This window comes from Nocardiopsis trehalosi NBRC 14201, assembly GCF_001552555.1.
Classification (GTDB): domain Bacteria; phylum Actinomycetota; class Actinomycetes; order Streptosporangiales; family Streptosporangiaceae; genus Nocardiopsis_B; species Nocardiopsis_B trehalosi.
This window is the reverse complement of the sequence record NZ_BCRK01000164.1, coordinates 1-13704: the sequence shown is the minus strand read 5'-3', so window position 1 is coordinate 13704 and position 13704 is coordinate 1. Positions and strand designations below refer to the sequence as shown.

The 13704-nt window shown below is 79.6% G+C and carries 4 protein-coding genes; all 4 read left to right on the top strand.

Annotation, left to right across the window (positions count from 1 at the left end):
• The first annotated feature begins 234 nt into the window (after positions 1 to 234).
• Entirely contained in the window at positions 235 to 4371 is a 4137-nt protein-coding gene (locus NT8_RS22340; RefSeq protein ID WP_067973185.1) for a non-ribosomal peptide synthetase, read from the top strand.
• Positions 4368 to 11012, top strand: a complete 6645-nt coding sequence (locus NT8_RS22335; protein ID WP_067973182.1) for a type I polyketide synthase — start codon at positions 4368 to 4370, stop codon at positions 11010 to 11012. Before NT8_RS22340 ends, NT8_RS22335 begins: the two co-directional genes overlap by 4 nt.
• Before the next feature lie 80 nt (positions 11013 to 11092).
• On the top strand, positions 11093 to 12484 hold the full coding sequence (locus NT8_RS31355) for a class I SAM-dependent methyltransferase (RefSeq protein ID WP_067973179.1): 1392 nt from the start codon (positions 11093 to 11095) through the stop codon (positions 12482 to 12484).
• Entirely contained in the window at positions 12481 to 13635 is a 1155-nt protein-coding gene (locus tag NT8_RS22325) for a class I SAM-dependent methyltransferase (protein ID WP_067973175.1), read from the top strand. Before NT8_RS31355 ends, NT8_RS22325 begins: the two co-directional genes overlap by 4 nt.
• Positions 13636 to 13704 lie beyond the last annotated feature (69 nt).

The window sequence follows — 13704 nt, the reverse complement described above, 5'->3', positions numbered from 1 at the left end:
CGGCGCACCCCGGCCGCCGCCGTCCGCGCGGCCGGCCGCCGCTCCATTCCGGCCGCCGACGGCCGACCGCCCCCGCACCCGCCCCCCATCGCCCGCATCCCCACCCCGCACGCGCACCCCACGCGGGGACGGCGTCGGCATCTCTGGCATTCTGGGTGAAAACGGTTATCATTCTCGCGATCGGTCGTACTGGTCCGCGTTCCGCCGCCCCCTCCCACGATGAGACGGAGACCCATGCCCGACGCCCCGCTGCCCTCCGAGGCGATCCCCGAGCCGACCGTCGCCGGGATCGTCGCCGACATCCTCGGGATCGACGGTGCCGACGTCGATCCCGTCCGCCCGCTGACCTCCCTCGGCCTAGAGTCGTTCACCGCCGTCCGGCTGCGCCGCCGGCTGCGCGACGAGACCGGGCTAGACCTGCCGCTCACCGCCTTCCTCGGCGGCGCAACGGTCGCCTCGGTCGCCCAGGGCCGCCACGACCCCGACGGCGCCGCCGACCCCGCTCCCCCCGCCGGCCCGACCGAGGACGCCGCCGCCCCCGCCCCCGCGTCCCCGGCCGGGGGCGCCGCACCCGCCTCCGCGCCGGGCGCGGCCCCCGCCGCCGACGGGGCCGACTTCCCCCTCACCCCGCTGCAGGCGGCCTACTGGATCGGTCGCGACCCCGCGTTCCCCCTCGGCGGGGTCGCGACCTTCTACTACCGCGAATACGACCGGCGGCCCGAGGGCGACCCGGAGGCCGACCTCGCCCGGCTCACCACCGCGTGGAACCGCCTGGTCGACCACCACCCGATGCTGCGCATGGTGATCGGCCGCGACGGCCGGCAGCGGGTCCTGCCGACCGTCCCGCCCTACCGCATCGGCGTGACCGACCTGCGCGCCGCCGACCCGGCGGCCGCCGAACGCGCCCTGGACGAGCTGCGCCACTCCCGGTCGCACCAGGTGCGCCCCACCGACCGGTGGCCGCTGTTCGACCTCAACGCGGTCCTGCTGCCCGACGGCCGCACCCGCGTCCAGCTCGGCGTGGACGTGCTGGCCCTCGACCTCGCCGGGTGGATGCAGGTCCTCGCCGAATGGGGCGCCCTCGTGGCCGACCCCGGGGCCGAACCGCCCCGTTCCCCGCTGACCTTCCCCGAACTCGTCCGCCGCCGCCGGGCCGACCCGGCCGAGGAGGAGGCCCGGCGCCGCGACCTCGCCTACTGGGCCGAGCGCGCCGAGACGCTGCCCCCGGGGCCCGCGCTGCCGTGGACGCGCGACCTCGCCGAGGTGCGCTCCCACCGGTTCGTCCGCGACGCGCACCGGCTCGACGCCGCGACGTGGTCCGCGCTGCGCGCCCGCGCCGCCGACCACGGGCTGAGCCCGACCGGGCTGCTGCTGGCCGCGTTCGCCCTCGTCCTGGCGCGCTGGGGCGCGACCGCCCCGTTCAGCCTGAACACCACGCTGTTCGACCGCCCCGACGACCCCGCTCTGCGCCACCTCGTGGGCGACTTCACCTCGACCGTCCTGGTGGAGGTCCCCGAGGCGCGCCCCGCCGCCTGGGACGGCTTCCTCGCCTTCGCCACCGCCGTCAACCGGCGGTTCTGGACCGACCTCGACCACCGCTCGGTGTCGGGGGTGGAGGCGCTCCGCTCGGCCGACGGCCCCCGCCTCACGCCCGCCCATCCGGTCGTCTTCACCAGCGGCATCGGGCTGCACGACCCCGACGCCTCCCCCGTGGCCTGGCTCGGCGAGGAGGTCTTCGGCGTCTCGCAGACCCCCCAGGTCGCCCTCGACCACATCGTGCACGAGGAGGGCGGGGAGCTGGTGGTGTCCTGGGACGGCGTCGAGGGGACGCTGCCCCCCGGCTTCGCCGCCGGGATGGCCGCCGCGCACGCCCGGCTGCTGCGGCGGCTGGCCGCCGACCCGGCGGTGTGGACCGACCCCGCCCTGGGCTGGGACCCGTCCTTCCGCCCCGACGAGCCGCTGGACCGCACCCCGTTCCCGGAGGCCGGCCCGCTGCTGGACGGCCCGTGGCGCGCCGCCGCGGACCGGCACGGCGGGCTCCCGGCGCTCCTCGGCTCGGGCGGCGCCGTGTCCCACGGCGAGCTGGCCGAGCGGGCGGCGCGCACGGGCGCCGCGCTCGCGGCGGCCGGTCTGGGACCGGGTGACCTGGTGGCCGTCGGCGTCGACAAGGGCCCCGACCAGGTCGCGGCCATCCTCGGCGTCTCGGCGTCCGGCGCCGGCTACGTGCCCGTTGAGCCGTCGTGGCCTGCCGAGCGCGTGGCGTCGGTGTGCGCGCAGGCCGGGGTGGCCCACGCGCTGATCACCGGGGGGCCGTCCCCGGACTGGCCGGAGGGGGTCGCCGTCCACCGGATCGCCCCCGACGGCGGCCTGGTCGGCGGCCCGGAGCCCGACGGCGCCGCGCCGCGCCGGCCCGCGCCGGACGACCTCGCCTACGCCATCTTCACCTCGGGCTCCACGGGCCGCCCCAAGGGCGTGGCCATCGAGCACCGGCAGGCGCGCACCACCATCGACGACCTGGTCGACCGGTTCCCGCTGCGCCCCGACGACCGCATGCTGGCGCTGTCGGCGTTCAGCTTCGACCTGTCGGTCCACGACGTCTACGGCGTCATGGGCGCCGGGGCCGCCCTGGTCCTGCCCGACGCGCACCGGCAGCGCGACCCCGGCCACTGGCTGGAGCTGATGGGGCGGCACCGGGTGACGCTGTGGAACACGGCGCCGGCCCTCATGGAGATGCTGGTCGAGTACGCCGAGATCGACCCGGAGGCCGCCCGCGGCGCACTGGCCGACCTGCGCCTGGTCTTCCTGTCCGCCGACTGGATCCCCGTCACGCTCCCCGACCGCGTCCGGGCGCTGGCCCCCAAGGCGGAGATCGTCAGCCTGGGCGGGGCCACCGAGGGGTCGATCTGGTCGATCTGCCACCCGATCGGCGACGTCGACCCCGACTGGCCGAGCATCCCCTACGGCCGCGCCCTGCGCGGCCAGAGCTTCCACATCCTCGACGCCCCCGGCGGCGGGCCCGTCCCGGCGGGGGTCCCCGGCGAGCTGCACATCGGCGGCGCCGGGCTGGCGCGCGGCTACATCGGCGACCCCGCGCAGACGGCGGAGCGGTTCCTCGACCACCCCGTGCTCGGCCGCGTCTACCACACGGGCGACCTGGGGCGGTGGCGCCCGGACGGCACCATCGAGTTCCTGGGCCGGGCGGACCGCCAGGTGAAGATCCGCGGGCACCGCATCGAACTCGGGGAGGTCGAGTCGGCACTGGACCGGGTCCCGGGCGTGCGGCAGGCCGTCGCCATGTCCATGCGCGGGCCCGACGACCGCCCCCGGCTGGTGGCGTTCCTGGTGGGCAGCGAGCACACCCCGCTGCCCGGCGACCCCGACCTGGTCGACCTCCTGCGCACCCGGGTGCCCGACTACATGGTGCCCAGCCGGTTCGTCCGGCTGCCGGAGCTGCCGGTCACCGACAACGGCAAGATCGACTACAAGGCGCTGGCCAACCCCTACCGGCGGGCCGCCGGGCCCGCCGCCGGAGCGCCGGACGCCCCGGCGGCCGCGCCGGGCGCGGTGTCCGCACCGGCGGACGCGCCGCTCGCCGCGCCGCAGGTGACGGCCGCCCCGGCCGCCACCGGACCGGCCCCCGGCGCCGCCCCGGACGGGCTCGACGCCGCCCTCGGCGCCGCGCTGCGCGCCGGGCTCACCGTCCGCCTGAGCGTCGGCGCGGGGGACCTCCCGGCCGACCGGGCGCTGGCGGCGGCGGGCGCGCTGGTGCGGGCGCTCGCGGACGCCGACTCCCCGGTGCGCGCGCACGCCCGCCTGGACGGCCCCGCGCTGGTCGACGTCGACCTGTCCGCGTCCGGCACGCCCTCGGCGGAGCCGGCCACCATCTCGGAGGCGGCCCCGGAGGCCGCCCCGGAGGCGGCCGCTTCCCCGGCCGCCCCCGCCGCCCCGGCGGCGCCCGCTCCCCCGGCGGCGCCGTCCCGCGCGCCGACCGCCGACCCCGGCGTGGCCGCCGCCGTCACCCGGGTCTTCACCGACCTGCTGTCGACCGAGGTCGACCCGGAGACGCCGTTCTTCCGCATGGGCGCGACGTCGCTGACGCTCGTCCTGGCCCACGGCCGGCTCGCGGCGGAACTCGCCCCCGACCTCTCGGTGGTCGACCTGTTCGCCAACCCCACGGTGCGCGCCCTGGCGGCGCACATCACCGGGCGCCGAACGGCGGCGCCCCCGGCCGCCCCGGCCACCGCGGCCGCGCCGCCCCCCGCCGCCGCCGCCGAACCCACCGATTCCACCGATCCCGCTGTCCCCGCCCCACCATCCCGCGGCGACCTGCGCCGCCGCGCCCGCGACGCAGCGACGGAGGTCGCCCCGTGACCCCCCACACCACCGACCCCGCCACCGCCGTGGCGGTCACCGGCCTGGCCTGCCGGTTCCCCGGCGCACCGGACGCCGACGCGTTCTGGGACCTGCTCGCCGGAGGCCGCGAGGGCCTGGTGCGGCTGTCCGACGCCGACCTGGACCGGGCCGGCGTCCGCCCGGCCCTGCGCCGCGACCCCCACTACGTCCCGGTGGCCGGGCTCATCGACGGCCAGGACATGTTCGACCCCGAGCCCTTCGGGCTCACCGACGCCGAGGCGGCCCTGCTCGACCCGCAGCAGCGGCTGTTCCTGGAGACCGCCTGGCAGGCGCTGGAGCAGGCCGGCCACGGCGGCGGGACCGGCGCCGGGTCGGTGGGCGTGTTCGCCGGGGCCGCCCACAGCGCCTACCTGGCGACCAACCTGGCCGACCGCTGGGACCCCGCCGGCGCCGGCCCCGACCCCATGGGCAGCATGCAGGCGGCGATCGGCACCCACACCGACTACCTGCCCCTGCAGACCGCCTACCGGCTCGACCTCACCGGCCCGGCCATCGCGGTGAACACCGCCTGCTCGACGTCGCTGGTGGCCGTGCACACCGCCGCCCAGGCGCTCATCGCGGGCGAGTGCGACACCGCCCTGGCCGGGGGCGCCTCGCTCATCGTCCCGCAGGGCGCCGGCTACGTGCACACCCCTGACGGCATCTACTCGGCCGACGGCACGGTCCGCCCGTTCTCCGCGCACGGCAGCGGCGTCGTCTACACCCAGGGCGTGGGCGCCGTCGTGCTGCGCCGGCTCGCCGACGCCCTGCGCGACGGCGACCCGGTCCTCGCGGTCCTGCACGGGTCGGCGGTGAACAACGACGGGGCGGCCAAGCCCGGGTTCACCGCCCCCTCGGTGCGCGGCCAGGCGCGGGTGCTCGCCGAGGCGCTGGCGGTCGCCCGCGCCGAGCCGCGCCACATCGGCTACGTCGAGGCGCACGGAACGGGCACCCGGCTGGGCGACCCGATCGAGACCGAGGCCCTGCGCCGGGTCTACGGGGCGCGCGGGCCCGCCTGGTGCGGCCTGGGGTCGGTGAAGAGCAACATCGGCCACACCAACTCGGCGGCCGGGATCGCGTCGTTCATCAAGACGGTGCTGGCCATCGCGCACCGGACGCTGCCCGCCTCACTGCACGCCGAACCCGTCAACGAGCTGCTCGCCCTGGACGGGTCCCCGTTCGAGGTGGTCACCCGCACCCGCCCGTGGACGGGGCCGGAGCTCGCCGGGGTCAGCTCGTTCGGCATCGGGGGCACCAACGCGCACGCCGTCCTGGGCCCGCCGCCCGAGCGCACCGCCGGGCCGGACGACCCGCGCCCGCAGCTGCTGCCGCTGGCGGCGCACGGCCGGGCCGCCCTCGCCGCGACCGCCGACGCGCTCGCCCGCACCGCGCCCGGCACCGACCGCGCCGACCTCGCGCACACCCTGCAGAGCGGGCGCGCCCACCGGGGCGGGTTCCGCCTCGCCGCCGTGGTGGCGCCGGACGCCGACCCCGCCGCCGCGCTGCGCTCCGCCGCGCCGGTGGCGGTCGGGTCCGCCCCCGCCCGCGTGGTGTTCGCCTTCCCCGGCGGCGGCAGCCAGTACGCCGGGATGGGCGCCGAGCTGTACGCGCGGGAGCCGGTGTTCGCGGCGTGCGTGGACGAGTGCGCCGACCTGCTGCGCCCGCTGCTGGGCACCGACGTGCGCGACGTCGTCACCGACCCGTCGGCGGTCGGCGCCGCCCGCTCCGCCGCCGCCGGACTGCCCGCCCTGTTCACCGTCTCGCTGGCCACCGCCCGCCTGCTGGAGTCGTGGGGGGTGCTCCCCGACGCGGTGCTCGGCCACAGCCTGGGCGAGTACACCGCCGCCGTCGCGGCGGGCGCGCTGGACATCGCCGACGCGGCCCGGCTGGTGGCCGTCCGCTCCACCGCGCTCGGCTCGGGCGCCGGGCACGGGGCGATGCTCGCCGTGCCGATGGGCGCCGACGCGCTGGCCGGACACCTGGACCGCCACCCCGGGGTGGACGTCGCGGCGGTCAACGCGCCGGACGCGTGCGTGGTGTCGGGCACCCGCGCCGACGTCGAGGCGCTGGCCGCCGACCTCGGCCGCGCCGGCGTCGAGGGCACCCCGGTGCACGTGGACGTGGCCGCGCACTCGCGGCTCGTGGAACCCGCCGTGGAGCGGGTCCGCGCGGCGGCGGCCGGGCTCGTCCCGCGCACCCCCCGCGCCGAGGTGGTCTCCACCGCCACCGGCGGCCCCGTCGCCGCCGAGTTGGCGACGGCCGACCACTGGGCCCGCCAGGTGCGCGCGCCGGTGCTGTTCGCCCAGGCCCTGGAGGGCGCCGTCGGCCGCGACCCCGACCGCCCGGCGCTGCTCGTGCACGTCGGCCCCGGGTCGGCGCTGGCCGCGCTCGCCCGGCGCAACGGGCTGGCGGGGCTGCGCGCGGCGGTCACCACGCTGGCCGCCGACGCCGCCGACTCCGACGCGGTGGCGGTGCGCGCGGCACTGGGCACCCTGTGGAGCCACGGCGTCGACGTGGACTTCGCCGCCCTGCACCGCCCCGGCCGGCGCCGGGTGGCGGCGCCCGGGTACGCGTTCCAGCGGCGCCGGCTGTGGACGGACCCGCCCGAGCCGTCGGCCGGCGGGACGGCCGACGCCCCCGACACCGACGACCCGCTCCAGGTGCCGGTGTGGGAGCAGACCGCGCCCCTGCCGCCCGGCGGGCCCACCGGCCGGTGGCTGCTGGCCGGCGGCGGGCCCGACGCCGACGCCGTACGCGACGGCCTCACCGCGCACGGCGCGGAGGTGGTGCCGGTGGCCGGCGCCGCCGGGGCGCCGCCCGGCCCGTGGAGCGGCTGCGTGCTCGTGGTCGGCGGCGACGGCGGCGGCGACGCGGACGGCGGCGCGGTGCCCCAGGCGGTGGCCCGGCACGTCCTGGACCACGCCGACGCGGCCCGCGCGATCACCGCCCTGGACGCCGAGGCGCCGCTGGTCGTCCAGGTCACCCGCTCCGCGGAGCCGGTCGAGAGCACCGACGCCGCCGCGCCCGCCACCGCGTCCGCGCGGGTGCTGCCGCGCGTCCTGGGCCAGGAGGCCCCGGGCACCGTGTGGCGCACCGTCGACCTGGGGCCCGACACCGACGCCGGGGCCGCGGTCGCCGCGGAGCTGGCCGACCTGGCGGCGGGCGGCGCACCGGGGCGGGAGGTCGCCCTGCGCGGCCGCACCCGCCGGGTCCGGGGCGTGCGGCCGTGGCGGCCGCCCGTGCCCGAGCCCGCCGCCCCGGCGCCGGACGGCGGCGCGCGGCCGGTCGCGCTCATCACCGGCGGCCTGGGCGACGTGGGGCTGACCACGGCGGCGCACCTGGCGGCGCGCGGCCTGCGGGTGGTCGCCACCACCCGCTCGGCGCCCCGCACCGGCGCCGACGCCCGCCCGGGCGACGCCGAGCGGGCCGAGGCGCTGCGCCGCCTGGCCGAGCGCGGCACCCCCGTGGAGGTCCGCGAACTCGACGCCGCCGACGCCGCTGCGACGCGCGCCCTGCTCGACGAGCTCACCGCCCCCGGCGGGCCCGGTGTCGCCCTCGTGGTGCACGCCGCCGGGGTCGTCGCGACCGCCGACCTGCGGCCGATGCGCGCCGTCGGGCCCGAGCAGGTCGACGGCCACGTCCACGCGAAGGTCGCGGGCGCGCTGGCGCTGTCCGCGGCGGTGGACGCCCTGCCCGCCGGACGGCGGCCGGGGACCGTGCTGCTGATGTCCTCGGCCGGCACCCTGGTCGGCGGTATCGGCATGGGCCCCTACTGCGCCGCCAACGCGTTCCTGGACGCCCTCGCGGCGCAGCGGGCCGGCGACACCGCCACCCGCTGGGTGAGCGTGGTGTGGGACGCCTGGCGGGTGGGTCCGCTGGGCGAGGACCGCGTGGTCAACCTCGACTACGCGATCGACGCCCGCACGGGCATGGGCGCGCTCGACCGGGTGCTGGCGGCGGCCGCCGACGGGACGACCCCCCCGGTCGTCGCGGTCTCGTCCACCGACCTGCGCCGCCGCATGGCCGACGCCGCCCGCCCGGCGGCCCCGGGCGCGGACGCCGGGGACGGCGCCGACGCCGCCGACCTGGGCCCGGTCGAACGGGCCGTGGCGGAGTTGTGGACGGAGCTGTTCGGCACGCCGGTCCGGTCGGGTGGCGCCGACTTCTTCGCCCTGGGCGGCCATTCGCTGCTGGCCACCCGGATGCTCCTGGCGCTGCGCCGCCGCTTCGGCGCCGAGCTGGGGCTGCGCGACGTCCTGGCCGACCCCACGGTGTCCGGTGTCGCCGCCCTGCTCACCGCGCGCGGCACAGCGGCCCCCGCTAGACCCGCCGCACCCGAGGCGCCCGCCGAACCCGCCCGCGGCGCCGCGCCCGCCGCGCCCGCGCCACCCGCCGCCGACGACGGGACCCTGCCGATGACGCGGGTGCAGCACGCCTACTGGGTCGGCCGCGACGGCGGCTACGACCTGGGCGGCACGCCCTGCCACTTCTACCTGGAGTACGACTGCCCGGCGCTCGACGTGGCGCGCTACGAGGAGGCGTGGAACCGGGTGATCGGCCGGCACGCCATGCTGCGGGCGGTCGCCACCCCCAACGGCCGGTTCGCGGTGCTGGACCACCTGCCCCGCTACCGCATCCGCACGCACGACCTCACCGCCGCCCCGCCGGAGGTGCGCGACGCCCGCCTGGAGCGGCTGCGCCGGCGCGTCTCCCGCGACGCGGGCCCCGCCGACCGGTGGCCGCTGCTGGTGGTGCAGGCGGCGCTGCTGCCCGAGGGCCGCGTCCGCCTGTTCATCGGGGTGGACGTGCTGGTCTGCGACGCCGCGAGCTACTGGATCATCGACCGGGAGGTGCAGCACTTCTACGAGCGCCCGGACGTCCCCCTGCCCGAACCGGGCGTGGACGCCGCGGCGTGCGTGGCCGCGATCGAGGCCCGCGCGGCGGGCCCCGAGGGGCGCCGGGCCGCCGCGTACTGGCGCGACCGCCTGCCCGCGCTGCCCGGCGCCCCGGCGCTGCCGGTCGCGGCCGCCGACGGCGAGCGGGAGTTCGTCCGCCGGTCGGCGCGCCTGGACGCGGCGGAGTGGGACGCGCTGCGGCGCGGCGCCGCCCACCACGGCGTCACCCCCGCCGCGGTGCTGCTCGCGGCCTACCTGGAGACCCTGGCCGACTGGTCCGGCGACGACCACTTCGCCGTGACCCTCACCCTGTTCGACCGGCCCGACGTGCACCCCGACGTGCACGGCGTGGTCGGCGACTTCACCTCGCTGCTGCTGCACGAGGCCGACCTGCGGGGCGCCGACGGCTTCGCCGAGCGGGTGCGGCGGACCCACCGCCGGCTGTTCGCCGACCTCGACCACCGCGCCTACTCGGCGCTGGACCTGCTGGCCGAGCAGGCGGCCCGCACCGGGCGGGTGGCCTCGGTCCCGGTGGTGTTCACCAGCGCGCTGGGGCTGGAGGACGCGGTCGGCGGCGAGCGCGACCTGCAGTGGGTGGGCACGCAGGTGCACGCGCTCAGCCGCACCCCGCAGACCCTGCTCGACGCCCAGGTCCTGGTGCAGCGCGGCGAACTGCTCCTGCAATGGGACGCGCGCCACCCCGACCTGGACCCCGCGCGGGTGGACCGGGCGTTCGCCGCGTACGCGGGCCGGGTGCGCGACCTGGCCGCCGACCCCGAGGGGTGGGACGGCCCCGCGCCGGCCCCCGCGCGCCGCCGGCGGGCGGCGGTGTCCGACGACGCGCTGCTGACCCTGCGGGCGGGCACCGGCGACCGCACGGTGGTCCTGGTGCACCCCTCGGGCGGCGACGTGCTCTGCTACGCGGGGCTGGCCCGCCGACTCGACCCGGAGTTCACCGTGGTGGCCGTCACCGACCCCGCCCTCGTCGGGGACGCGCCGCCGGCCGCCGACATCGGGGAGATGGCCGACGCCTACGCCGACCTGGTCCTGCGCCACCACGGCGGCGGCCCGCTCATCCTGGGCGGCTGGTCCATGGGCGGCAGCCTGGGCCAGGAGATGGCGTGCCGGCTGCACGAGGACGGCCGGCGGGTCGACCTGCTGCTGATGTTCGACTCCAACGACCCCACCCACATCACCGACGTGGACCTGGCCGACCCGGAGGACGCGCGCGGGGAGACCATCGCCCGCCACCTCGGCGCCCTGGAGGGCTACCTCGGCGTGGACCTGGGGGTGGGCGACGGCGCGGCGCGCGCCGCCTTCGTCGCCCTGGAGCCGGCGGAGCGGTGGGCCGAGGCCGAGCGGCGGCTGCGCGCGCACCGGCTGCTCGGCCGGGGCGACAGCGCGGCCGACCGCGTCGCGGTGTTCGACCGGCACATGCGCGCCCTCGCCCGCCACACGCCCCGGCGGCTGGCCGACCCGGCGACGGCGACGCTGCTGGTGCGCGCCGACCGGCCGGCGCAGCGCAACTCGGGCATCGGCATGGGGGTCGACGACTCCCCGCCGGGGCTGCCCGACCTGGGGTGGGGCGCCCACCTGGCCGGCCCGCTGGAGGTCGTCGGGGTGGACGCCGACCACTACTCGCTGCTGCGCCCGCCCGCCGAGGAGGCGCTGGCCAAGGCCGTGTCCGCGGCGCTGCCCGCCCCCGCCCGGCCCGGCCGGGACTGACCCGCGCGGCCACGCCGCGCCCCCGCTCTCACTCGGAAAGGAGACGGCGCCCCTCCCCCAGGGAGGGGCGCCACGCCGCCATGACGACCGAATCCCGCCCCGCCCCCGCCGGGGACCCGCCCGCCGGAACCGCGCCGGCGGTCGCCGCCCTGCTGCGCCACCGCTGGATCGCCTCGGCCGAGGCCGGCGCCGACGGGCGGGTGTACGTGCGCCCCGACCCGGCGGCCCTCGCCCCGACGGCCGCGCCCGGCTCGCTCACCGCCGAGTTCCTCGACCACTGGGGTGAGCTGTACGACTGGACCTACACCTCCGCCGCCCAGCGGCACAGCGACGACCTCGACCTGTCGGGGTGGCGGGCGTCCGACACCGGCCTGCCGCTGCCCGCCGACCATATGGCGCAGTGGGCGGACCGGACGGTGGACCTGGTCCTGGAGGGCCGCCCCGACCTGGTGCTGGAGCTGGGCTGCGGCACCGGGCTGCTGACGCACCGGCTGCGCGGCCGGGTGGCCGGCTACGTCGGGACCGACGTCGCGCCGCACGCGGTGGAGACCCTGAGTGCCGGGGCGCCGCCCGGCACCGCGTTCGTCCGGGCGGCCGCCCACGAGGCGCAGGGCGCGGAGGTGCGGGCGGCGCTGGAGCGGGTCGGCGGCGCGGGCGCCCGGCCGGACCGCGTCGTGCTGAACTCGGTCACCCAGTGCTTCCCCGACCTGGCCTACCTGGAGGCGGTGGTGCTGGGCGCGGTCGCGCTGGTGCGGCCCGGGGGCGCCGTGGTGGTGGGCGACGTCCGGCACGCCGCGCTGCTGGACGCCTACTGCCGCTGGGTGGAGCGGGCGGCCGCCCCCGGGGCGGACAGCGCGGAGATCGTGCGCCGCGCCGCCGAGCGGGCGCGCCGCGACGACGAGCTGCTCGTCGACCCGGCGGCGCTGGCGGCGGTCGCGGCCCGGTCCCCGCGCGCGGTCCGCGTCTCCTTCCGCGCCAAGACGATGGCGGCCGACACCGAGCTGACGCGCTACCGCTTCGACGCGGTCCTCACCGTGGACGCGCCCGCCCCGGAGCGGGAGCCGCGCAACCTCGACTGGACGGAGCTGGACGCCGGCGCGCCGCTGGAGACCGCGCTGGGGCGGCTGCTCGACGGGCCGGGTCCGGTGCGCGTGGGCGGGTTCCCCAACGCGGCGCTCTCGCCCGCGCCGGGCGCCGTCACGGGGGCGCGGCTGCGCGCCGCGGTGGCCGGGCGGGACGCCTGCGTCGAGCTGGACGCGGCCGACCCCGGGCTGCTGGCGGTGTGCGCCCCGGCGGCGGCGTCGGCGCGGCCGGCCGCCGAGGCGGCGGGGCCCGGCCGGGCGCACGAGCCGCTGCGGGCGTTCGTGGAGCGGCGGCTGGCCGAGGCGGCCCGCTCCCACCTGCGCCGGGAGCTGCCGCCCGGGTCGGCGCTGCCGCCGGTTGTGGTGCTCGGCGCGGACGGCCCCCGGTGACCGCCCCCGCCGGGCTCGCGGAGCGGGTGCAGGCGGCGGCCGAGGCGGCGGTGCCCGCCGACCGGGTCGCCGCGGCACCCGCCCACCTGCGGCGCATGGACGAGGCGGCGCTGCTGGCGATGGCGCGGACGCTGCGCACGGGCGGCCTGTTCCGGGGGACGGCGGCGCACACGGCGGAGGAGGTCGCCGAGGCGACCGGCACCGCCCCCCGGCACCGGTGGATTTTGCGGCGGTGGCTGGCGGCGCTGGTCCGCGAGGGCCTGCTGGAGCAGGGCGCGGACGGCCGCTACCGGGGGCTGCGGCGGGTCTCCCCCGCCGAGTTGCGGGCGGCGGCCGACGGCCTGGAGGAGGCCGGGCGGCACCTGGACTACCCGGCGGAGCTGCTGGGGTTCCTGCGCGGCGCCCTGGGGAGCCTGCCCGCGCTGCTCCGCGACGACCTCGCGGTGCAGGCGCTGCTGTTCGCCGGCGGGGAGACCGGCGCGGCCGACGGCGCCTACCGGGACAACGCGGTCAACCGGTACGTCAACGCGGCGGTCGCCGCGGTCGCCCTGCGGGCGGCGGAGGAGCGGGCGCCCCGGCCGCTGCGGGTGCTGGAGATCGGCGCCGGGGTGGGCGGCACGACCGCCGACGTGCTGGCGGCCCTGGCCGGGCGGCCCGTCGACTACCTGTTCACCGACGTCTCCCGGTACTTCCTGGACGCCGGCCGGGAGCGCTTCGGCGCGGTGCCGGGGGTCGGGTTCGCGATGCTCGACGCCAACGCCGACCCGCTCGGCGGCGGGGTGCCCGGCGCGGGCGGGCGCGACGTGGTGGTGGCGGCGAACGTGCTGCACAACGCGCACGACCTGGACCGCTGCCTGCGCGGGGTGCGCGACCTGCTGGTGCCCGGCGGCCGGCTGCTGTGCGTGGACACCGTCCGGGAGCTGTACCCGATCCTGACCTCGATGCAGTTCCTGATGTCGGCGCCCCCGGGCGGGCGGCGCCCCGGGGACGGGGACGCGCGCGCGGGCACCGACCACATCTTCCTGTCGCGCGCGGAGTGGGGGGCGGCGCTGCGCCGGACCGGGTTCGCGCCGGAGCTGGAGGCGCCGGAGGCGGACCACCCGCTGGCGGCCGCGGCGGTGACGCTGTTCGCGGCGCGCCGGTGCGGGTGAGCCCGCCGGGCCCCCGGCGGGGGCGCGGGCGTCCGCCGGGGCCGGCGGGCGCCCGCGCCGCAACGGGGG

Coding starts and splice junctions, on each gene's coding strand:
- NT8_RS22340 (WP_067973185.1), top strand. CDS start 235: ATGCCCGACGCCCCGCTGCCCTCCGAGGCGATCCCCGAGCCGACCGTC.
- NT8_RS31355 (WP_067973179.1), top strand. CDS start 11,093: ATGACGACCGAATCCCGCCCCGCCCCCGCCGGGGACCCGCCCGCCGGA.